This window comes from Cohnella nanjingensis, assembly GCF_014212125.1.
Taxonomy (GTDB): domain Bacteria; phylum Bacillota; class Bacilli; order Paenibacillales; family Paenibacillaceae; genus Cohnella; species Cohnella nanjingensis.
The window spans coordinates 1-20,568 of sequence record NZ_JACJVP010000002.1 but is presented as its reverse complement, the minus strand read 5'-3'; the positions used below and the strand labels follow the sequence as shown (position 1 = coordinate 20,568).

Sequence of the window (20,568 nt, the reverse complement as noted above, 5' to 3'; positions counted from 1 at the left end):
GAGGCGCTCCGTCGCAGCTTCCGCTATAATATAGAAAATGGAAGCGCAGGGAGCGGTACCGGATGGGAGAATCGGCAAGAAGCGATGTAGAACAATGGTACGAAACCTATCGCCGGCAGATGTTCAACTTGGCCTATCGCCTTCTCGGCATCGTATCGGATGCCGAAGACGCGGTGCAGGACGTCTTCGTCGCCCTGGCCGCCGTTCCTCAGGGCAAGGAAGCAGCCATCCGGCACCCGCGGGCTTATCTAAGCAAACTAATCGCCAATCGCTGTCTGAACGTGCTCAAGTCGGCGCGGCGGCGGCGAGAGTCCTACGTGGGCGAATGGCTGCCGGAGCCGATCGTGGAATCGCGATCGGCTCTTCCGCATGAAGCCGCGGAGCTGGACGAATCGATGTCGTACGCATTCCTCGTACTGCTGGAGCGGTTGACGCCGACCGAAAGGGCCGTGTTCGTGCTGAGGGAGGCGCTGCAGTTCGAATATGCGGAGATAGGAGAGATGCTTGGCAAGTCCGAAGCGAACTGCCGGCAACTGTTTAGCCGCTCGAAGCGCAAGCTGACGGAGAAGATCGCGGAGCCCGCCCGCGAAGCGGCGGAAGCTGCGGCCAGAGACGCCGAGCGGAAAAGGCTGGCGGCGGGTCCGGAGGCTGGGGCGCCGAGCGCCGGACATGCCGGAGGCGAGGTTCGGCCGTCGGCCGGGCAGGAAGAAAGGCAGCGCGGCGGCGAACACGGCGGGGGCGAGGGCCTGCTCTCGGCCGGAAAGGAAGCGGAGGCGCCTAGTTCCGGGCACAACGGCGGCGGGGGCCTGCTCTCGGCCGGGCCGGAAGAAGGGCGCCGCGGTGGCGGGACCGCGGCGTCTGGCGGCGGCGGGGCTGGCAGAGCGCCTGCAGCGTCCTCCTCCTACGCCCTGGAGGAAGAGCGGGTCCGCCGATTCATCGCCGCGTTCCGCCTCGGCCGGGCGGACGAGCTCGCGCGGCTGTTGACTCAGGATGCGGTGCTCGTCTCCGACGGAGGCGGCAAGACGCGCGCGGCGATCAAACCGATCTATACGCGTCCGCGCGTGATCGCGCTCCTCGCCGCCATGGCTTCGGGCACTTACCTGAATGCGGAGATGACCGTCTCGCGCGTTAACGGCCGGCCTGGAATCACCCTTTGGATCGACGGCGTGCTCAAGGGGGTCATTATTCTTGCCTGGAACTCCGGCGCGGAGGACATCGCTGAAGCGCCGCTCCTCACCAACCTCTACTTCGTCGTCAATCCCGACAAGCTGGCTCACTTGAAGCTCCTGGAGGGTTGAGCGGCGATTACGGGATAACACGAAAAATCGAGCAACGCATCCAGCCCAAATTCCGGGCGCGCCGCGTTGCTCGATTTTTTTGATCATCACTCCTGACGAATGGCCTTCGTACACCCCGCTAGTCGATTTTTTCGATTATCTCTCCCGCCGACTGCCTCTTGCGCGCCACGTTAGTCGATTTTTTCGACTATCTCTCGCGCCGGCTGCCCCTTTTGCGCTACGTTAGTCGATTTTCTCGACTATCTCTCCCGCCGGCTGCCCCTTTTGCGCTACGTTAGTCGATTTTCTCGACTATCTCTCCCGCCGGCTGCCCCTTTTGCACCGCGTTAGTCGATTTTCTCGACTATCTCTCCCGCCGGCTGCCCCTTTGTGCCGCATTAGTCGATTTTTCCGACTAACGCCATTCTGCAAAGACTCCCTAACGACAGAAGGAAGCCAACTCCTCTTGGCTCCCCCTGCGAATCGGCTTGTTTGACGAGTATTACGACGGATTACGACAGATTACGACGGAATCCCTTTTTTTCTTGCGGGGCGGCTATCTGCCCACCTCCAGATCGACGTCCGCCTCATCCCCTCCAGACAGACGGCTATCTGCCGCATGGCCAACCGATTATTGGTCTTCCTCCGGATAGAAGCCTTTCTCCGTGGCATAACGTCCCCAGTGCGGACGGCGCCCGTCGATATCCTCGATCCCGTATACGTCGGACAGTCCCCAAGAGGTGAAGACGCCGCCCGTCTTGGCGTGCAGATCCGGGTCGGCCGCGAGCGCGGCCAAACCGCGTGCCGCGAAGTACGGCGTCTCCGACATGATGAAGTTCGGATCTTGGCGCACCGCATCCTGCCAGGACTTCTCCGTCACGCCGAAGTGATCGAGCATCGCCTCCGAGCGCAGGAACCCTGGAGTCAGGGCCAATGCCGTTACCCCGAACGGCTTCAGATCCTCCGCCATGCCCTGAGCCAGATGGATCGCGGAGATCTTGGCCAAGCTGTAGTACAGATTGCCGCGGTAGCGATAGTTCCACCCGTCCGTAATCTCGACGATCAATCCCCGTCCCCGCGCCTTCATCAACGGAGCGGCGTAATAGCTGGTGATCATATGGGACCAGACGGACCGCTCTTGCATCTTCAAGCCGTTGTTCAGGTCGTGCTCCCAGAATTTCTGCTCCCAGTCGGTGAGCGGATCCCCGCCCCAGACGTCGTTCACCGCGATGTCCAACCGGCCTTGCCGCTCTGCCGAGATGCGTTCGAAGAGGCTCCGCACCTGCTCCGCGTCCGTGTGGTCCACCCTCGCCGCGATCCCATGCCCGCCGCTCGCGGACACCCGTTCCGCCGTCTCTTCGATCGTCTCGCCGCGCTTCAAGTCCGACGGATTGCCTCTCACGCTGCGCCCGGTGCAGTAGACCGTCGCTCCGGCTTCGCCCAACGCCACCGCAATCGCCCGGCCCAGCCCTCTCGTCGCTCCCGCCACGACGGCTACTTGTCCTTCCAACGCTCTTGTCATCGCTTATCGAACCCCTCTCGCCTCAAGATAAGTTTAGATTACCTCCCCATACCGGACATCTGTTGTCATGTATGCGTGGTACAATATTCGTATCGATACAGGGCCTTGCTTGCCAAGGCGCAGAGGAGGTCAACGAATGCGTGCCGATCGGCTCATCCATATCCTGAACGAGCTCCAATCCCGCGGACGCGCAACGGCGCGCGAGCTATCCGACAAGCTTGAGGTGTCCGAGCGGACGATTCATCGCGACATGGAGGCGCTCGCCGCGAGCGGGATTCCCGTCTACGCCGAACGCGGATCCCGAGGCGGTTGGGTGCTCCAAGAAGGGTACCGCTCCCAGCTGACCGGACTGACGGCGGCGGAGATTCGCGCCCTGCTGCTCCTGCAATCTTCCAGCGCGGTAGCCGATCTGGATCTCCCGGGCGATACGGCTGTCGCGCTTCGCAAGCTCGCTTCGGCGCTCCCGCCGACGGCGCGCGACGAAGCGGAGTTCGCGAGGCGGCACCTTCATGTCGACGGCGCGGGGTGGCGCGCGCCGAGCGAACCGGCCCGCTTCCTCACCGTCGTTCAGCAGGCCGTGTGGGAGCAGCGCAAACTTCGCATCCGCTATGCCGCGACAGGTCATGAGCCGCGTCCCGACCGGATCGTGGCGCCCTGGGGATTGGTGGCGAAGCGGCAGACCTGGTACTTCGTCGCGCGGATCGAGACGGCGGATGACGGGACGAATCCCGCGCCGACGGCGGCGGACGATCTCCGTACCTTCCGGGTGTCCCGGATCGAAGAAGCCCATCTGCTCGAGGATCGCTTCGCGGTGCCGCCGGACTTCGATCTCGCCGCGTGGTGGTCCCTTTCGACGGAGCGGTTCAAGGCCGCGCTGCCCGTCTACCTGGCCCGCGTTCGCGTTCGCGACGAAGCGCTCGATCGGCTGCGCAGGGAGCCCTACGTCCATATAAAAACCACCCGGCTCTCCGGGAGCGGGTGGGTGGAAGTCGATGCGGATTTTCACACGGAGGATTCGGCGCGGACGCTGCTGCTCGGATATGGCGCTTCTGTCAGCGTCCTCTTCCCGGAGACGCTCCGATGCTCGCTGATCGGCGAAGCAAAGGCGCTCCTGGCGCTGTATGCCGGACCCGATTCACCTCCCCAAGACCATGGCCAGATAAAGGTCTGATGGCCGGCCTGATGATCATTGCTATTCATCATGACTGCGCGCTCTGTCCCGAAAAGCCAAAAAACGGTACTCACCTCCCACATGCCTGGAGCATGCCAACGAAATTATGTAGATGCCCTGCCGACGAGGGCCCTCATTCAGTAGGAAGGGCTGACGGTACGGACGAGGAGGAGCGGCTGCGGCGGCACCCGGGCGAATGGGCTCCGGCATGTCCCCGGGACGGCTCCTGCTGGCAGGCCCGCGTCTGATCTTACGCTAACGCGAGTGTCCGGCGGGGACGGACGCCGCCGCATTCTGCGGCGGCCCCGTGATCGAGACCTCCGGGCCCTGCCTCACCGAAGCGCCTCGCGCCTGCGCCCCGAAGGACGCGCCGCGTCTCGCGACGACCGGTCCCTGCTGCGCACGCGGCGCGCGAACGAGCGCCCATCGGCGCATCTTCCCGGCCGCCGGTAATTGGACGGCCGCGGCCGTCTCTCCGGCCGTGCGCCACAGGCGCGGCTGCTGCTGTTCACGGCCCTCATGCCCGTCACGTTCCGATACGGCGGCGTCCTGCGGAGCGAGCCAGCCTGCGCCGCGCGTGAAGCCCTTCACGAAGCGGGCATCCGGCCCGCCGGCAATCGGGAAGCTCGCTTGCTCGCGGTGCGGTTGAGATCCGCCTGCTGTGGCGTCCTCCAGCCCGGGCATTATCCGCGCCGCGCCGAAGACCGACCGCTTGACGACGGCTTCATCGGCCGAGACGCGAATGCCCGTCTGCCGGACGACCGTCAGAGCGGCTCCGCGCTGGAGACCCGCGAGCTTCACGCCCGATAGCCGGAAGCCGGTCGCGCCGGTTAGGCGTCGCAGGCCGACCGCCTTGCCGCTCGCCGCACGGGATTCGTTCGCGACGACCGGCAGCGTGACGCCCGCCTCCTGACCGGCGCCAACCTCCGCAGTCGCCCGAATCGCCTCGTTCCCTTGTTCTTCTCCGACCGTACTTTCCGTACTCCTCAGCTTCCTCGCGATCATGCTCGTCTCCCCCTTTTTACCCGCATACAGCCGGATTTTAAACCCCTTCAGCCCGTTCCAGCGAATGCCCGCCAGCTTGCCCATGTCAGCTCACCGTCCTTGGCCGCTCCAACCGGGACAGCCCCGGCCAGCGGAATGTCGCCCATTCGGGCTGATGCTTGCTGATGCGCGTCACGATCACCGTCATGTCGTCGCGGATGTCGCCGCCGGGGAATTGCCGCAGCGCGGTATCGAGCAGACTGTCGGCCAGCTCCTGCGAGTCGTCGCCGTCGATCTCCTGCAGCACCCGCTTCATCCACAGCTCCTTGTTCATCGCGTGGACGGCATGTCCGGGCGAATCGAGGATGCCGTCGGTCATCATGACGAGCGTGTCGCCCGGCTGCAGCTGAACCCGCAGCACGTCGATCTCGATGTCCTGCAGGATGCCGATCGGCAGGTTGTTCGCGGCGATCGGGATGACCTCCCGGCCGCGCTTGATGAAGCTCGGGGTCGAGCCGATCTTCAGCATCGTCGCGTGCGCCGAATAGAGATCGATGAGCGCCAGGTCCACGGTGGCGAACATCTCTTCCGGCGAGCGCAGCAGGAGCACGGAGTTGACCGACTTGATCGCGAGCTGCTCGTCGATGCCCGACTGCAGCAGCTGCTCGAGCATCGACAGCGCGGCGCTGCTCTCCATGCGAGCCCGCGAGCCGTTGCCCATGCCGTCGCTCAGCGCGACCGCGAACTTGCCGTTCCCAAGCTCGATCATGCTGAAGCTGTCCCCCGACAGCAGGTCGCCGTCCTTCGCCGCTCCCGCGACGCCGGTCTCGACTTCGTACGCCTTGGCCGAGGCGAACGTCACCGAAGTCAGGTGCCCGCCTTGCTCGTGGCTCCGCTCATGCCGCACCGACACCGCTTCGCCGAGGATGTCGGAGAGCAGCGGCGCGACGATCTTCCGGCACTCGTCGAAGCCGGGGCGGAACGCGTGCACCATCTCGATCTCGATATGTCCCTCCTCCAGACTAATGATGTCGATATGTTGAATGGCCAGGCCGAGCCGGTCGAGCGCGTCCCGGATCTGCTCCTCGTGGTGGCTCTGCTCCTGCGCTTCGCGCCGGATCTCCCTGACCAGGTCGTCCATGACCTGCGAGACGCCGGACAGCTGGTCCGCGACGAGCAGGCGGCTGTCCTGCAGCTGCGTCCGCCAGTGGAGATCGTGGCGGTACAGCTCGTACTGCCGCTTCAGCGTGTCGAGCACCTGCGGGATCTTCACGCACTGGCGGTGCCACGTCTTCGGGACGCTGCCTGCCGTCATCTCCGGCTGCTCCTCGACCGCCGTCATCAGGTCGGTCATCAGCTTGTACGTCTGGAAGAACTGCCCGTCCCAGCACTGGCCCCGCTTGTGGCAAGTGCCGCAGTTGCGTTCGTGCACCGCGTTGATGAAGTGGTTGAAGTCCTGATTCTGACGCGCCGTCTCCCCGGCCTGCGTCAGCTGGCGGAAGCTCGTGGACAGCTGGCGGAATACCTCGGAGAACCGCTCCACCCGCGCCGCCGTCAGGTCCCGAACTTTTTGGGCGTATTCTTGCTGATTCTGTGCATAATTCGAGGTGCCCGGCACATATTTTGCAATAGAGTCCGTCCAAGCCCGCGGCGTGACGAACAGCAGGAGAGACGCCGCCACCGAGGCCCAAGCCGAGGCCATCGTATCCGCCGAGCTGCCCGTGTACAGCGCCAGCACCGACGTTCCCAAGAGCAAGCCGAAGACCGCCGCCGCCTTGCCGCCTTCCCGGAGCAGCCCCGCCAGGAGTCCGCCGAAGGCCAGCAAGCTGATCTGAGGAACCGCGCCGAGATCCGACAAGCTGAGGATGATGCCCGCTACGACGCCTGCCGACGTGCCCAGCGCAGGGCCGGCGGACATCGCGAACAGCAGGACGATATAGCGGGTGAGCACGGCTGCCGTCGCGACGCCGTAGACCGTCCATCCGACGAACCCGGTCATGATCGAGGCGAGCAGGATCATGAGGCCGATCCATTCCTCGTGCCGCAGGCGCACCGAACGCGACGGTTTGGCGAGGATCGGCACCGCATGGACGAAGAGCAGCGTAAGCACGAGCGCGAGTCCGGCTTCGACCGCCGTGAGCACGTACGGCAGCCAGTCCGTCTTGTCCATCATCATCGTATGGAACAGCCGCACCAGCAGGTCGGCTGAGAAGACGACGACCGGCGCATGGGACAAGTCCGCCCGCTCATAAGCTTCCAAGCCGCGATACAGCAGATAGATGACGCCGATCTCCGCAACGATCACAAGCGGGGTCGGATGCGCCGCCCAGAAGCTCCCGCCGATCAAGGCAAGCGCCGCCCAGAAAGCCTGCTCCCTGCGCAAATAGAGCATGACGCCGAAGTACGCCGCCGCAAACGGCGCAATGCCCTCCAACATGGACGCGCGTCCTAATAAGAAACCGACGATCAGGACCATCGCGAGCCATTGGTATTCCCGGATCGACCGTTGCCAAGCGACCCACCGCCCCTCTCTGACCGCTTCGGGCTGAGGCGGCCGTTCCTCGTTCGCCCGTCGCGCGCGCCGCTTTGCGAACCATGGCCTTCCTCTCCTTTTCCCGCTCGGGGCCTGCTGTTGACCTGACTGGCCGGGACGCGGCACGAACGGAATGACGGACGGCTTGTCCATGAATGAATGCACCTCGTTTCTCGATTCCTCAAAAGAGTGAGTGCCTCTAATTATAGGAGCGTCCATTCATGAAGTTTGTCAGACGGCGTTGGCGAACGAAAAGTTTTTTCCGACAGATCCGGACGCGCCGTGCCGACATCGCCGGGACGCGCGTCAAACCCGCGCGGCTGAACGGCCGGACCGCTGTCCCGCAGGCCGATCGCCCCACCGCGCCCCTCCCCACCCGGACGGAAACCGCCGTCATCCGACGGCGATTCGCCACCGCGCCGTAGACGGCGTTCGCACGCCTTTGCCGCACAAAGGCGAATTAAGTCTGCCTGTTTTTCAAATGGAATCCCCGAAGGATTGTATGCTATGATACGGGTGGCATCAACGTCTAAGGAGGTCACCCGCTTGATTCACGTCAATCGAAAAACGGTAGCGATGCTGATCCTGATCTTCGCGATCGCGATCGTCGCCGCAGGCTGCGGCAAGAGGAACATGAACGATACGCCGGCCGCTTCGGCCCCGCAAGCTTCCCCCAGCGCCTCTCCCGGCCCGAATCCGGTCGTCACCATCGAGATGGACAGCGGCAAAAAGATTACGCTCGAGCTTTTCCCCCAAGTCGCGCCCAATACGGTGAACAACTTCATCTCGCTCGTGAAGAAGGGCTTCTATGACGGGCTCGGATTCCACCGCGTCATTCCGAACTTCATGATCCAGGGCGGCGATCCCGACGGCAGAGGATCGGGCGGGCCCGGCTATGCGATCAAGGGCGAATTCGAAGCCAACGGCTTCAAGAACGACCTGCTGCACAAGCGCGGCGTCATCTCGATGGCCCGGGCGCAGAGCAACGACACGGCAGGGTCCCAATTCTTCATCATGGTCGCGGAGAATGCGACGCTGGACGGCAAGTATGCCGCCTTCGGCATCGTAACGTCGGGCATCGAGACGGTCGACGAGATCGTGAACGTGGAGACGGACGCGCAGGACAAGCCCGTCAAGATGCCGATCATGAAGAAGGTGACGGTCGACACGAAAGGCGTGAACTATCCGGAGCCGGAGAAGGTTTCCTAAGCCGCCAGGCTTCGCGCTAACGCCATGACGCCATGCCCATGCACGCCTTAACGCACAAATAAGCCGGACCCCCTGGGTCCGGCTTTTTCTATGGTTCTATAATCGCGTTCGCGGTTCGGCTTACGAACGACGTCCGCCGCGTCCGCCGCGTTTGGATTCGGTGCTCTTCTTCAGGTTGGAAATGCGCTCTTCGCTGTCCTTCAGGAAGCGAGACATCTTGTCCTCGAAAGTGGCGCGGCCCGGTCCTCCCGGTCTGAAGTTCCTTCCGCCGCGATCGCCTCCGCCTCGTGGCCCGCGTGGCGGCATCTGTTGCTGTTGTTGCTCCGGCGGTTTGTCTACCGCTTGCCGGATCGACAGCCCGATCTTTCCGTCCTTGTCCACGTTGATGACCTTGACGGTGACCATGTCGTTAATCTTTAAATGCTCGTGAACGTCTTTGACATAGCTGTCTGCGATCTCGGAGATGTGCACGAGACCCGTCACGCCTCCCGACAGATCCACGAAAGCTCCGAAATGCGTGATACCGGTTACTTTACCCTCCAATTTGGAGCCCACTTCGATGGCCATAAAAACCGATGTTCCTCCCTGAACAAAGTGTGCCGAGACGTGAATCGGCTTAGTATCACGATTCGGCAAGATAAGTTTACACCTATCTTTTCGAAATCGTCTACGATAAAAACGTATCGCCCTCCTCAGAGGACGGCGAGGCCGTTTTTACTTTGGATAAGTCCGGCTATGCCGATTATAACCGATTGCGAAAAGCAAGGTCAACAGACGTTCGTCCCCGTCCACGCTTGGCCTCTCGGGCTTCAGGGCGAAGGCTTCTCCATATGGATGGACTGTTCGCCCGGCAGGCCCATTCCCTGCTGTCTGGCAATCTGTCCAATGTACTCGTCATCGTTCAGCCGCTCGATCTCCTTCTGCAGCTGCGCGTTCTTCTGTTGGACTTGGGTGAGCTTGTCCTTCGCGGCGCGCATCTGGCTCGCGCGTTCGCCGGTATGGTGCTGCTGGACGATCAAGGTATAGGCAGCCCAGCTCATGAACAAGGCAACGACGAGCAGCAGCAGCTTTAGACGTCGTCTGGCGCCGACCGAGACCGGCGTAGTTGTAGTCGCGTTGTGTGCAGCCATGGCTGATGCTCCCCTCCTTTTGTTCACGGTTCAGCCTATAGACGCGACTATTATAGCATAATTTGGTGGGGGGAACATATCCTTCTTCGGGCTTAGGTACCCGGACGAGCCCTGTCGAAGAAGCGGACTCCCGCACGCAGGCGAATCAGAGCTTCTTCTGGAGGAGCTCCCAGATCTCCTTTACCCGCTTCAGGACCGCTTGAAACTTGGCTTGAACCTTGCGCGCGGAACGCCGGACCGGGAGGAGCTTGGCCCACAGCCAGCGCCCGAGCGGGGCCAACGGCTTCAGCAGCAGCCGGAACAGCCACAGCAGAATCGCTGCGGTCACGATGAACGCGATATCCAAGAGACGCGCAAGCATGCGCACGATCCAGAGGAAGGGATTCAGCAGCAAGGTGCGGAACGTCCGCCAGATCAGCCGGAACAGCCTGCCGACAACCGTAATCGTGCCGGAGGTGAGCTTGATGACGAACGGGCTGAACAAACCGAAGTAGCCCGTAATGCCGATGCCAAGTCCCAGGAATACGTACAAGCGCACTTCGCCCAAATTGTTCGCGAGCAGCACGCGGAAGACGACGATCGTCGCGGCCACCCAATACAGGAGATCGAACGCGGGCAGCAGCCAGCGGGCGAGATGGAAGCGGCGGCTCGACACGCGATAGACGTCGAACAGGGCGCCCATCCCGAGCCCGCATAGCACCATGGCTCCGATGGTAGCCCAGTGGACTGCCGCGTTCACTTAAACAACTTCCCGAACAAGCCCTTCGACTTCCCGCCGGTGTTGCCGTCCATATAGACGAGGGAGTTGATGTATCCCTCGATCGACACCAGCCCTTGTTCGAGGCTTAAGTTCTTCATGTGAAGGTTCTGTCCGCGCACCGCCAGGAACCCGCACTCCGTATCGAGGAGAAACTCCTCGTTGTCGAAGCTCTCCACGTTGCTCACCCCGGTGATATCCATCACCTTGCGGTTCTGCATGCGGATCTCCTGCCGCTTGCCGCTTTTCCCTTGGTCCATGGCACGTCCCTCCTTTTGAGACTAGCATATGGGAGGGCTTGGCAGAATAGAACAGGGCGGCAGGCGGCGCGGGGAAAAGAGATTCGGAGGCTGCGGCGGGACCGCGGACGTTAAGAGGGAGCCGATCGGTTGGCGTCGGCGAAGCCTGTGAAGCCGATGAGCGGGGGACGGCGCCTGATCGGGCGGCGGGCACGCTTGGAAGGCAGGCGGCAGGGCCGGGGATGGCGGCGAAGCCGGACGCGCGGCAGGATGACGCTTAGTCGGAGCCGATACGCTTCAGCGCCTCGCGAACGCTCAGCGGCGACAGAGGGGTGTCGCGCACGAAGGCGCGTACGGCGTCCGCATCCGTCCGCGCATACTGCCGCAGCGCCCAGCCGATCGCTTTGCGGATGAAAAAGTCCGCTTCGCCCGCGCACAGCCGGATATAGCGGAACAACCGCTCCGTGTCGGTCCGCTCCCGATAGGACAGCTGGAAGAGCAGCGCGGAACGCCGCAGCCATAGGTTGTCCGAAAGGATCCAGCGGTCGGGGTACGCCGGGATCAGATCCGGGTACTTGGCGAACAGCGTGCCCGCCAGCTTGCCCGCGAGCATGTCGACGGTGTCCCACCACGACTTGTCCGCGATCAGCCGTTCCAGCAGGTCCGCCTGTCCGCGGTCGGCCCGCTTGACGCGCTTCTCCAGCAAGGACATGGCGACGTTCTGCAGCTCCCGCTCCGGCTGCGCCCATAGCGCCAAGACTACGCGCTCCAGCGCATCCCCTTCGGGGATGCCGCGCTCGGCGGCGAACTGCCGAGTCAGGGCTTCGCGCGCGGGCGACTTGATGCCGAAGAAGGGATAGCGGTTCTTCATATAGGCCGCCATCCGGACGGCTTCGGCAGGATGGGCATGCGCGCGCAGCAACGACGCCAGATCGGCGGCGTAGGCTTCGGGGTCGATCGGCTTGTTCATGGATAGCCTCGCTTTCTTTGGGCGTATCTTCGCTGTTATGGTCTTGGTGCTCGTGTTGGCGCTCGTCTTGGCGCTCGTCTTGGCGCTCGTCTTGGCGCTGTTGTTGACGCTATCTTCGCTTATGTCTTGCGCGGTTCGCCTTCGACGTTGCGCCATGATCCCCTCTTGCCTGTCTCTTATTCGCTGCGCCCCGCAGTCGAAGCGGCCGACTCCTGTTCGACCGGTCCGAGATACAATTCCTTGATCACCGTCTCGATCGACAGCGGCTCGATGGACATATCGTGAATGCCGTACCGGTCGTTCAGCTCGCCGATGAGCCGCTTGAGCGGGAGGACCGCGGTATCGATCTCGATGTCGGCCTCCAGCGCGTGCGTACGCCGGACGATCTCGACGCCGGGCAGCGGCGAATCGGGGAGGGGCGTCTCGGTCGTGACGCGGATGGCCTTGCGGCCGCCTAAACGGCTGCGCAGGACATGCAGCTCGTCGTCGAAGACGATCTCGCCGCGGTTGATGACGATCGCTCGCCGCGCCAGCGCCTCTACGTCGTCCAGATCATGCGTCGTCAGGATAAAGGTGACGCCCTGGCGGTTCATGTCGGCGATGAAGCCGCGGATCCGCTCCTTGGCGATCATGTCGAGACCGATCGTCGGTTCGTCCAGGAACACGAGATCCGGCTGATGCAGCATCGCCATGATGAACTCGCACTTCATGCGCTCGCCCAGCGAGAGCTGCCGGGTCGGCTTGCGGATGAGTTCTCCTACGTCCAGGAGCTCGACCAGTTGGTCGAGCGTTCGGCGGTAGGCCGGCTCCGGGACGCCGTAGATGGCTTTGTTCATATAGAATGCGTCGATCGGCGGGATGTCCCAGAGCAACTGGGACTTCTGCCCGAACACGGCGCCGATGCGTTTCACGTAGGCGCTGCGCTGTCTCCAAGGCACCATGCCCATGACGCTCGCCTCTCCCGAGGTCGGATGAAGCACGCCGGTCAGCATCTTCAGCGTCGTCGACTTGCCGGCGCCGTTCGGACCCAGGAAGGCGACGATCTCTCCCCGGTCGACGGAGAACGAGATCCCGTCTACGGCGCGGACCTCCCGGACCGGCCTGCGGATCAGATTCGCCGCGATCTCGCGCAGCGTATGTCCGCGTTCATGCGTCATATAGCATTTGGTGAGACGGCTCACTTCGATCATGGCTTGCGTTCCTCCCTTCCGGATTAGCCTCCGGCGCTCGTATAGCCCCGCAGCATCCGATGCCAGTAGAAGACCCCAACCGACAGGAATAATGCCGCCGACGCCGCAGCCCACGCATATCCCCCGCCCGCGCGGCCGAGCAGCGTGGAAGCCGGCACGAACGCGATCAGACCGACCGGGATGACATAGGTGAGCAGCTGTTGGAACGACTTGGCGTAGATAGTGCCGGGATACATCCCGAAGCTCGTCACCGAGTCGAAAATATCGTAGACCCGGCTGCTCCCTACCCAACGGAACAGCAGACCCGACAGCAGCAGCGAGAAGGCGAACAGAACCGCCAGCGACGCCAGGAACCAGGCCGCGAACAGCAGCCACTGAACCGGACTCGGCGACGGGATGCCCGAGATCGCGTAGCCGAACAAGACGCCCCCGCTGACCAGACGGCCGAAGTCGTCCGGATCGATGCCGCTCAGCATCGTCATGAACAAGGTGGGGCGGGGCTTCAGCAGCAGCAGGTCGAAGGTGCCCTCCCGCACCTGAGAGAGCGTGGCGCCGACCATCCCGAAGAAGAGCGGGAAGGCGATCCCCTTCGCCAAGCCGAATATGCCCTGCACCAGCAGCGCCTCGTGCAGCGTCCATCCCGGCAGCGATGCGCCGGACCGATAGACCAGCACGGTGATCATCGGCACGATCAGATCGCCGACGATGAGCAGCAGGACGCTCAGGACAAAGTGGCTCCGGTAAGCCATCTGCGCGGCCAGCTTCGTTCGCAGCACGACGCCGATGCAGGCGAGCACGCCGATCATACGCCCACCCCCGTAAACCGTCTCAGCGCTTGGCGGTACAGGAGCAGCATCAAGCCGGCTACGATCGCGGTCGCGCCGGCTTGCAGCCCGACGATGCCCGGCAGAGACAGATGCATGCCCGCGAGCTCGTATTTCCCGACGTATACCCGGGTCGGGACGTAGGTGATGAACTGGAACGGAAGGTAGAACAGCACATGCTGCGCCCATCCCGGGAAAAAGGACAACGGCACGAACAAGCCCGCGCTGATGTCCTTGAGGAGCAGGAAGACCCGCCTTACGCCCTCCGCGCGCACCAGCCAGAACGCGGTCAGGCCGACGCAGTAATTGACCATGAAGTTCATCAGGAAGCTGAGCGCGATGGAGATCGCCGCCCACCCCGGGGCGGCGGGCTTCAGGTCGATGCGGAAGACGAACAGGAAGATGAGGAAGACGGGCACGCATTCGATCGCGAAGCCCAAGGACCGATGTCCGAGCTTCTGCGCGAGCGCGAACAGCCAGTGCGGCATCGGACGCAGCGCGAAGGTGACGAACTTCCCGGTCCGGACCAGCATCTGCAAGTTCCAGTCGGCGAAGTCGAAGGCGAAGTAGTTGACGACGGCGGCGATCCCGAAGTAAGACAGCATCTGCGCCAGCGTCAAGCCGTTGATCGCGTCCTTGCCCTCGTAGATCGCGTGCCAGATCATATATTGCACGAGAAAGTAGACCGGTCCGACCAACAAGGAGACCGCCATGTGGGAGCGATAGGCGGCCCATTCCTTGTAGGTAGCGAACCCTATGGCGCGTACGGATTGCCATAGGTGGACGACTGGATTCATTGCCAACCCGATCCGATCAGATTGTTCGTCATGAGGAGCGACTCCGGCACCCAATCCAGATTGGACGGCACGAAGTAGACGATGACGGCGCGGCGGCTCGGATCGAGGAGCAGCTTGCTGCGGCCGGCGCCCTCATGGCCGTAGGAGCCCGGCGCGTACCACTCGTCGTCCCCCGTCAAGCCCGGACCCAACCCGTGCTTCATCGCGGGGACGCGGCCGCCCCAGCAGAAGCCGAACACGTCTTGTCCGGCGAGATGGTCCCGGGTCATGCGCTCGACGGACTTGCGGGAGAGGATGCGCGTTCCGCCGTAGACGCCGTTGTCCAGCAGCATCTGACCGAACTTGAACAGGTCCCCGAGCGTCGAATGCAGCCCGCCTCCCGCGCGCGGGGGGTCGAACGTGCGATCCCGCTTGTCCGTAAGGCGCCGCTCGTCCCAATCGATCGTGACGCATACTTCTCCGTGCAGCGCCTCCGGCACCTCGAAGAACGTGCGCGACATGCCTAGCGGCTCCGTGATATGCCGCAGAATATACGTCTCGAACGGCATCCCGCTAGCCCGGCTGATGATCTCGCCCAAGACCGAGTACCCGATCGACGAGTAACGCCACTCCCGGCCGGGCTCGCCGCCCGGGCTTCCCGCGAGCATCGCGCGAATCCAGGCCGAACGGCGCAGCTTCAGCGCCGCCTCCTCGTCCTTCACGGCGAACGGGCCCTCCGATTCGGGTTCGAAGGCGAACCGCACGTCCCAGGAACCGAACGGGTACGGCTCGGTGTAATAACCCGGGTCGGGCCAGATTCCCGAAGTATGCGTCAACAGATGCCAGACGCGGATTCCCGCATGCTTCGGATGCTTGAACTCCTCGATCCAATGCGAGACCGGCTGACGCAAGTTCAGCTTGCCCTGCTCGATCAGTTGAAAAATACCCACGGCGACGAACAGCTTCGTGATCGAGGCGATCCGCCGGATGGAGTCGGTTCGAAGCAGGTCGTCTTCCGAAGCTGGAGCCGAACTCGATTGCGGGGCGGCTTCCGAGTCCGCTGCTGGGGACGAGTCCGTTCCCGAGGACGATTCTGCTACGGCTGCCGATTCCGATCCGGATGCCGACCCCGATTCGGATGCCGATCCCGCTCGGAACGTCCGGCTCCCGAACGCCGCCTCCGCGAAGATTCGACCTTCCCGCGCGATCAAGTAGGACCCGCATTGCATTCTGCGGTCGGCGACCAGCTTGCGGAAATGCTCGTCTAACGCGGCCAGCGCCTCCGGACGGAATCCGGCCTCTTGCGGCGTCCACCGGTTAAGCGTTTCTATGATTGGCATGTCCCGGTCCCCCTATTGAATACCCGACCAGACGATGGCCTTGGGCGCAACGACGGCGGCTTCCGAATAATCGCTGCGGCTCGGCGCCAGATAGGCAAAGACGAGCCGCTCCTGCGGATCGACGTACAGCCCGCTGCGGCCGTAGCCTTCATGGCTGAAGGTGCCCGGCGAGCAAAGGTCCAGATCGTCCAGGGAGACGCCGAGGCCGTAGCGGAAATTCCGCTCGTTCGCGCCCCAGCCCTGCATCCGGACGCCGGACAGGTGGTTGCGGGTCATGAGGGCGACTGCTCGCGGGGACAGAATCGTCTTGCCGTCCAAGCCGCCTCCGTTCAGCAGCATCTGGCCGAAACGGTACAGATCCCGCAGGCTCGCGTACATGCCGTTGCCGGCCGTCGGCGGCTCGCCGGATTCATAAGAGATCTTGTCCAGGTTCCGTTCTTCCCACGGATTGGTGACGCACACTTCGGACCGCAGTCCCTCGGGGATCAGGAAGTAGGAACGGTTCATGCCGAGCGGAATCAGGATCTCCCGTTCGATATATTCCGCGTAAGACAAGCCGGAGACGCGGCTGACGACCTCGCCTAAGAGGGCGTAGCCGACCGTCGAGTACTGCCATTCCTTGCCCGTCTCGGCGGTAAGAGGTCCGCTCATGGCGATTCGGATCCAATCGGTGCTAGGGTCGATCCGCCGGCGCTCGCGGATCCCCCATTCGAACCAAGGGAGCTGGTGCGGCTCCTCGCGGAAGCCCGGATCCGGCCTCATGCCGGAAGTGTGCGTCAAGAGATGGAAAAGCGTAATGTCGCGGTGCATGGGCGTATCGAAAGGGGGCAGGATGGTGCTGACCGGCTGGTTAAGATAGATCTGGCCGCGGTCGATCAGCTGCAGGATGGCGGCGGCGGTCACCATCTTCGTGATGGAGTAAGTCTTGCGGATGGTATCCGGCAGCAGGTCGGGGCCGTCTTCCCGATAGGAACGTTTGCCCATCGCCGAATGGGCGAAGATGCGGCCGTCCCGCGCCAGCAGGTAGGACGCGCCTTGGAGCGTCCCGTCGGCGATCAACGCCGCATAATGTTCGTTCAGCCGCCGCAGGGCGGCCGAATCGTAGCCCGTCTCCTCCGGGCCGGTGTCCGTCTGGCCATGATGTAACGCAGTCGTCTCCATCAATTCATACCAAATCCTCTCGTCCAATTTGGTACATGTTGACAATAGCCAGGAAGTGACCCTATTTTAAGCGATCACACGTTCGTCTGTCCATTAAAGGTTTTCTAAACAATGCAAAGGACCGCGGGGTTACCCTGAGCGGGGTGAAAAGCTCTGCATTCTTCGCGCTGGATAATGTAGCCAATTATATGAAGGCCGGCCTCTCTATCAACTCGCCTGTCGCGTAAACGACAACCGTTGGATTGCCGTCTCCACTTGGGGTCAGCGCCGCAGCATCGATTACCGGGTCCATTTTGACGCGATGGCCAATGGATGGCTTCAGGGCGGGGTAATGTACTTCCAATAAAAATCGCATAAAATAAAGGATAGTTCTATGGTTTCTCCATAGCGCTATCCTTTGTACTTGAAGGGGGGTTCCCGGTGAGGAAATTCGCGACAACGTTGTTGGCCTTTCTCTTTCTTTTAGCCGGCTGCATGACCCATAAGAACGTCCAAACCCAACAATTAACCGAATTTAAGAAAAAGGTTCGTTCGGAGCATAAGGAATTTAAAGACCTCAAAATCCAAATGGCGCCCACCCAAGTCGCGTTTAACTACCGTCTGAATCGGAAGTCGGACCGAGAGGCGGACAAGGAAATCTTCTTGAAGACGAAAGCGCTCATTCTTTCTCAGGAATTCCAGCAGACCGCCATTGAAGAGTCCTACTTTAAAAATTACGCCAAGGACGATCGCCGGTATCCGGACATGATCATTCGCTTCTACGGCACGCAAAAGGACAAGGCCGATTACCAATATACTTCCGACTATTACGGACCGGGGGTCGAGGGGGCGACAGATCGGCCGATAGACGGTTACAAGACCTGGTACTTCGACGATTTAAAATCGATGGGCGTACCTGTGACGCCTTAAATCTGGAGAGCGATTCAAGAGGACGACCGGGATTTAGAAAAGCCGTGCCCGCCGCTGCGAATCGTGCCCCGCCTAACCAAAAGAAGACCTTCCCGCCATTCGGGAAAGGCCTTCTTTGCCTATCGAATCTAACTTACGGCCGGAGTAGGACTCCTGCTATCACAACAGCAGCCCGTCGTCCTCTCGCTTGCGGACCTCTTCCTTGAGCACGGCGTACAGTCCCTCCGCGTCTTCCTTCTTGGTCGACTCCGCCAGCCTCTCCACCCGGACGGTCAGAATACGCTGCCCGTACTGGATCTCCAGCTCGTCGCCGATCTTCACGTCGGCGCTCGGCTTCGCTTCCCGACCATTGAGAAGGACGCGCCCTTGATCGGACACGTCCTTCGCAACGGTGCGGCGCTTGATGAGGCGCGACACCTTCAGAAATTTATCAAGACGCATGAATTACTTTACGGCGTCTTTCAGTTTGTTGCCGGCTTTGAAAGCGGGAACTTTGGAAGCGGCGATCGTGATGGACTTGCCCGTTTGCGGGTTGCGGCCCACGCGGCCGGAGCGGCTGCGGGTCTCGAACGTGCCGAAGCCGATCAGTTGGACTTTGTCGCCGCTAGCGAGCGCGTCCGTAACTTCGCCCAGGAAGCCGTTCAGTACGGATTCTACGTCTTTTTTCGTCAAGCCGCTTTTTTCTGCGATGTTGTTGATCAGATCGGTTTTGTTCATGGTTTGATATTCCTCCCGTAAATAGAGAATCAAATTTTTTTCTTTGCGCCGTGGCGCTAGAAAGCGTGGTTGTGAGTAGGGCACGATGATAACTATTCTGCCTTTGCTAAAAAAATCCTGCACGATGGACAAACTTTTTTCGCGAAAAAGCAAGAAAATGCTTGAACGGTGCCGAATTCGGCGGCTCCCGGACCGGTCAGGAACGCTGCTTGGCCTCTTGCCACCAGCCTTCCATCTCTAGTAAATCAGTTTGGTCAAACGTGCGGCCGCTTATACGTAGTCGCTCTTCGATATATTGGAATCGGATTGCGAACTTCCGGTTCGTCCCGGCGAGAGCCTCCTCCGGATCGGCCTTGATGAAGCGCGAAGCGTTCACGACGGCGAACAGCAAGTCTCCCAATTCGTCGCGCTGGCGCTCCGCCGATTCGCTAGAGACGGCGGTCTTCAGCTCGTCCAGTTCTTCCGCGATCTTGTCGAATACGCCGTTCAAGTCGGGCCAGTCGAAGCCGACGCCGGCCGCCTTCTTCTGAATCTTGTGCGCCCGCGGCAGCGCGGGCAGATCCTTCGGAATGCCGTCCATCAGCGACTGGCGCTCGGGAATGCCCTTGCGGCGCTTCTCCTCGGCCTTCATCGCTTCCCAATTGCGGAGCGCTTCCTCGGCATCGGACGCATCGTCGCCGCCGAACACGTGCGGATGGCGGAAGATCAGCTTGTCGTTCAGCTCGGCCAATACGTCGTACACGTCGAAGGCGCCCGCTTCCTCTTCCATCTGGCTGTGCAGCAGCACCTGCAGCAGGACGTCGCCGAACTCTTCCTTCATGCCGTCCGGATCGTCGAGATCGAGCGCTTCGACGGCCTCGAACGTCTCTTCGATGAAGTTGCGCCGGATCGACTGATGCGTCTGCTCGCGGTCCCAAGGGCAGCCTTCGGGACTGCGGAGAATCGCGACGATCTCATGCAGGCGTTCGAACGAACGGCGGCTGAGCCGCTCGTCGCCGCTCGCGGGCACGTAGACCAGCGTGAGATTCCCGTAATCCTGGAGCCGGTCCAGCTCGTGCAGCGGAATGCGGTGAATCCGCTCTTCCCCCGGCACGCCGAGCGCTTGTCCCACGACGATCTCGTGATCGTCCGGATAGACGCTCATGAGCGTCAGCTTCGCGTCGGATGCCGTGTAGGCATCATACACTTGACCGATGACCGTATGCAACCTCGGGCGCAGATGCTCCCGTCTCAGATCGGTCGCGTCGAGCAGTTGGAAGCCCTCGATCGGGTCGAAACCGAGGCGGACGAACGCCTGGTCCAGGAAGCTCTCGCCGCCCAGGATCCGCAAGGCTACGCCCGCGCCGGCGGCGCGTTCGCGCAGCAGTTGAACGGCGCGTTCGGCGACCATCGGATGGCCGGGAACGGCATAGACCACGGGCTCGTCCGGGTGCTCGGACGCGGCGCGCAGCAGGGTGCCCGCGATGTCTTCGTACACTTGCTCGAACTGCTCGCGGCGCTCGTACAGCGCGTCGAACGATTCGAACGCGATCCCGCGCGCCCGCAAGTCGTCGATCGCCGGGTGGCCGCTCGTGCGCGCATAGCGCAGACGCGCGCCCTCCAGCGTCTTCAAGATGCCGAGCGTCAGTTGGTCTTCCCCGCCGGAACCGAGTCCGACGACAGTCAGGGATGGAGGCATGCGTGATCATCCTTTCGTTTTCGGGCGTATGTAAGCTTCAGACAGCGCGGTTCAGCGGGAATCGGAGCCCGCCGTATCCGTGGCGCCGCGGCGCGAGCGCCGCGCGTCGGGGTGCAGCCGGGCGAGCCCGCGCCCCAGGCGCGAGCCGGCGAGGCCTGGCAGCGCGGGCCAGTCGCGCGGG

Annotated in this window: 20 protein-coding genes; 4 read left to right on the top strand and 16 right to left on the bottom strand. The window is 62.4% G+C overall.

What is annotated here, in order from left to right; translation table 11 throughout:
- Positions 1-62 precede the first annotated feature (62 nt).
- Positions 63-1,298, top strand: coding sequence for a sigma-70 family RNA polymerase sigma factor (locus H7C19_RS02650; RefSeq protein ID WP_185141027.1), 1,236 nt, complete (start codon positions 63-65; stop codon positions 1,296-1,298).
- A 610-nt stretch (positions 1,299-1,908) separates the two neighbouring features.
- Here the strand turns inward: H7C19_RS02650 and H7C19_RS02645 are convergent.
- Positions 1,909-2,799: an SDR family oxidoreductase gene (locus H7C19_RS02645; RefSeq protein ID WP_185141026.1), complete on the bottom strand. Its 891-nt coding sequence runs from the start codon at positions 2,797-2,799 to the stop codon at positions 1,909-1,911.
- 136 nt (positions 2,800-2,935) lie between these two features.
- On the opposite strand from H7C19_RS02645, the gene H7C19_RS02640 reads away from it, so the two are divergent.
- The gene (locus tag H7C19_RS02640; RefSeq protein ID WP_185141025.1) at positions 2,936-3,970 is read left to right on the top strand and encodes a helix-turn-helix transcriptional regulator; all 1,035 of its coding nucleotides are present in this window, start codon (positions 2,936-2,938) and stop codon (positions 3,968-3,970) included.
- 255 nt (positions 3,971-4,225) lie between these two features.
- Here the strand turns inward: H7C19_RS02640 and H7C19_RS02635 are convergent, their stop codons facing one another.
- Positions 4,226-5,059: a hypothetical protein gene (locus H7C19_RS02635; RefSeq protein WP_185141024.1), complete on the bottom strand. Its 834-nt coding sequence runs from the start codon at positions 5,057-5,059 to the stop codon at positions 4,226-4,228.
- Between the two features lies 1 nt (position 5,060).
- Complete coding sequence (spoIIE, locus tag H7C19_RS02630) at positions 5,061-7,640, bottom strand: stage II sporulation protein E (RefSeq protein ID WP_185141023.1); 2,580 nt, start codon at positions 7,638-7,640, stop codon at positions 5,061-5,063.
- Positions 7,641-8,033: 393 nt separating this feature from the next.
- On the opposite strand from spoIIE, the gene H7C19_RS02625 reads away from it, so the two are divergent.
- A complete protein-coding gene (locus tag H7C19_RS02625) occupies positions 8,034-8,696 on the top strand; it encodes a peptidylprolyl isomerase (RefSeq protein ID WP_376775308.1) in 663 nt (220 codons plus the stop codon).
- Positions 8,697-8,816: 120 nt separating this feature from the next.
- On the opposite strand, the gene H7C19_RS02620 is transcribed toward H7C19_RS02625, so the two are convergent.
- The 10 genes from H7C19_RS02620 to H7C19_RS02575 form a co-directional block, all read right to left on the bottom strand.
- Positions 8,817-9,263, bottom strand: a complete 447-nt coding sequence (locus tag H7C19_RS02620) for a S1 domain-containing RNA-binding protein (RefSeq protein ID WP_185141021.1) — start codon at positions 9,261-9,263, stop codon at positions 8,817-8,819.
- A gap of 242 nt (positions 9,264-9,505) precedes the next feature.
- Positions 9,506-9,826 carry an FtsB family cell division protein gene (locus H7C19_RS02615; RefSeq protein WP_185141020.1) on the bottom strand — a complete coding sequence of 107 codons (321 nt, stop codon included), beginning with the start codon at positions 9,824-9,826 and terminating at the stop codon, positions 9,506-9,508.
- A gap of 145 nt (positions 9,827-9,971) precedes the next feature.
- On the bottom strand, positions 9,972-10,565 hold the full coding sequence (yabQ, locus tag H7C19_RS02610) for a spore cortex biosynthesis protein YabQ (RefSeq protein ID WP_185141019.1): 594 nt from the start codon (positions 10,563-10,565) through the stop codon (positions 9,972-9,974).
- Positions 10,562-10,843, bottom strand: a complete 282-nt coding sequence (gene yabP, locus H7C19_RS02605; protein WP_185141018.1) for a sporulation protein YabP — start codon at positions 10,841-10,843, stop codon at positions 10,562-10,564. The genes yabQ and yabP overlap by 4 nt, the downstream gene beginning before the upstream one ends.
- A 256-nt stretch (positions 10,844-11,099) precedes the next feature.
- On the bottom strand, positions 11,100-11,948 hold the full coding sequence (locus tag H7C19_RS02600) for a DNA alkylation repair protein (RefSeq protein ID WP_246469269.1): 849 nt from the start codon (positions 11,946-11,948) through the stop codon (positions 11,100-11,102).
- Positions 11,949-11,968: 20 nt separating this feature from the next.
- On the bottom strand, positions 11,969-12,982 hold the full coding sequence (locus H7C19_RS02595; protein WP_185141017.1) for an ABC transporter ATP-binding protein: 1,014 nt from the start codon (positions 12,980-12,982) through the stop codon (positions 11,969-11,971).
- Positions 12,983-13,005: 23 nt separating this feature from the next.
- The gene (locus H7C19_RS02590; protein WP_185141016.1) at positions 13,006-13,788 is read right to left on the bottom strand and encodes an ABC transporter permease; all 783 of its coding nucleotides are present in this window, start codon (positions 13,786-13,788) and stop codon (positions 13,006-13,008) included.
- The gene (locus tag H7C19_RS02585) at positions 13,785-14,603 is read right to left on the bottom strand and encodes an ABC transporter permease (protein ID WP_185141015.1); all 819 of its coding nucleotides are present in this window, start codon (positions 14,601-14,603) and stop codon (positions 13,785-13,787) included. The genes H7C19_RS02590 and H7C19_RS02585 overlap by 4 nt, the downstream gene beginning before the upstream one ends.
- Positions 14,600-15,922, bottom strand: coding sequence for a serine hydrolase domain-containing protein (locus H7C19_RS02580; RefSeq protein ID WP_185141014.1), 1,323 nt, complete (start codon positions 15,920-15,922; stop codon positions 14,600-14,602). Before H7C19_RS02580 ends, H7C19_RS02585 begins: the two co-directional genes overlap by 4 nt.
- A 12-nt stretch (positions 15,923-15,934) precedes the next feature.
- Positions 15,935-17,083 (bottom strand): serine hydrolase domain-containing protein, encoded by a 1,149-nt coding sequence (locus tag H7C19_RS02575; protein ID WP_185141053.1) that lies wholly within the window; start codon positions 17,081-17,083, stop codon positions 15,935-15,937.
- A 420-nt stretch (positions 17,084-17,503) separates the two neighbouring features.
- Between H7C19_RS02575 and H7C19_RS02570 the strand changes: the two genes are divergently transcribed.
- Positions 17,504-17,992 carry a hypothetical protein gene (locus H7C19_RS02570; protein WP_185141013.1) on the top strand — a complete coding sequence of 163 codons (489 nt, stop codon included), beginning with the start codon at positions 17,504-17,506 and terminating at the stop codon, positions 17,990-17,992.
- 159 nt (positions 17,993-18,151) lie between these two features.
- Here H7C19_RS02570 and H7C19_RS02565 read toward each other — a convergent pair whose 3' ends face one another.
- The 3 genes from H7C19_RS02565 to yabN all read right to left on the bottom strand — a co-directional run bounded on the left by H7C19_RS02565 (position 18,152) and on the right by yabN (position 20,387).
- Positions 18,152-18,433, bottom strand: coding sequence for an RNA-binding S4 domain-containing protein (locus H7C19_RS02565; RefSeq protein ID WP_185141012.1), 282 nt, complete (start codon positions 18,431-18,433; stop codon positions 18,152-18,154).
- Positions 18,434-18,436: 3 nt separating this feature from the next.
- Positions 18,437-18,709 (bottom strand): non-specific DNA-binding protein Hbs, encoded by a 273-nt coding sequence (hbs, locus tag H7C19_RS02560; RefSeq protein ID WP_185141011.1) that lies wholly within the window; start codon positions 18,707-18,709, stop codon positions 18,437-18,439.
- Between the two features lie 196 nt (positions 18,710-18,905).
- Complete coding sequence (gene yabN, locus H7C19_RS02555) at positions 18,906-20,387, bottom strand: bifunctional methyltransferase/pyrophosphohydrolase YabN (protein ID WP_185141010.1); 1,482 nt, start codon at positions 20,385-20,387, stop codon at positions 18,906-18,908.
- Between the last annotated feature and the right edge of the window lie 181 nt (positions 20,388-20,568).

Bases quoted from the DNA above. Each gene is read 5' to 3' on its own strand.
- H7C19_RS02650 (WP_185141027.1), top strand. From the start codon at position 63: ATGGGAGAATCGGCAAGAAGCGATGTAGAACAATGGTACGAAACCTAT.
- H7C19_RS02645 (WP_185141026.1), bottom strand. From the start codon at position 2,799: ATGACAAGAGCGTTGGAAGGACAAGTAGCCGTCGTGGCGGGAGCGACG.
- H7C19_RS02640 (WP_185141025.1), top strand. From the start codon at position 2,936: ATGCGTGCCGATCGGCTCATCCATATCCTGAACGAGCTCCAATCCCGC.
- H7C19_RS02635 (WP_185141024.1), bottom strand. From the start codon at position 5,059: ATGGGCAAGCTGGCGGGCATTCGCTGGAACGGGCTGAAGGGGTTTAAA.
- spoIIE (WP_185141023.1), bottom strand. From the start codon at position 7,640: ATGGACAAGCCGTCCGTCATTCCGTTCGTGCCGCGTCCCGGCCAGTCA.
- H7C19_RS02620 (WP_185141021.1), bottom strand. From the start codon at position 9,263: ATGGCCATCGAAGTGGGCTCCAAATTGGAGGGTAAAGTAACCGGTATC.
- H7C19_RS02615 (WP_185141020.1), bottom strand. From the start codon at position 9,826: ATGGCTGCACACAACGCGACTACAACTACGCCGGTCTCGGTCGGCGCC.
- yabP (WP_185141018.1), bottom strand. From the start codon at position 10,843: ATGGACCAAGGGAAAAGCGGCAAGCGGCAGGAGATCCGCATGCAGAAC.
- H7C19_RS02600 (WP_246469269.1), bottom strand. From the start codon at position 11,948: ATGGCGCAACGTCGAAGGCGAACCGCGCAAGACATAAGCGAAGATAGC.
- H7C19_RS02595 (WP_185141017.1), bottom strand. From the start codon at position 12,982: ATGATCGAAGTGAGCCGTCTCACCAAATGCTATATGACGCATGAACGC.
- H7C19_RS02590 (WP_185141016.1), bottom strand. From the start codon at position 13,788: ATGATCGGCGTGCTCGCCTGCATCGGCGTCGTGCTGCGAACGAAGCTG.
- H7C19_RS02585 (WP_185141015.1), bottom strand. From the start codon at position 14,603: ATGAATCCAGTCGTCCACCTATGGCAATCCGTACGCGCCATAGGGTTC.
- H7C19_RS02580 (WP_185141014.1), bottom strand. From the start codon at position 15,922: ATGCCAATCATAGAAACGCTTAACCGGTGGACGCCGCAAGAGGCCGGA.
- H7C19_RS02575 (WP_185141053.1), bottom strand. From the start codon at position 17,083: ATGGAGACGACTGCGTTACATCATGGCCAGACGGACACCGGCCCGGAG.
- H7C19_RS02565 (WP_185141012.1), bottom strand. From the start codon at position 18,433: ATGCGTCTTGATAAATTTCTGAAGGTGTCGCGCCTCATCAAGCGCCGC.
- hbs (WP_185141011.1), bottom strand. From the start codon at position 18,709: ATGAACAAAACCGATCTGATCAACAACATCGCAGAAAAAAGCGGCTTG.
- yabN (WP_185141010.1), bottom strand. From the start codon at position 20,387: ATGCCTCCATCCCTGACTGTCGTCGGACTCGGTTCCGGCGGGGAAGAC.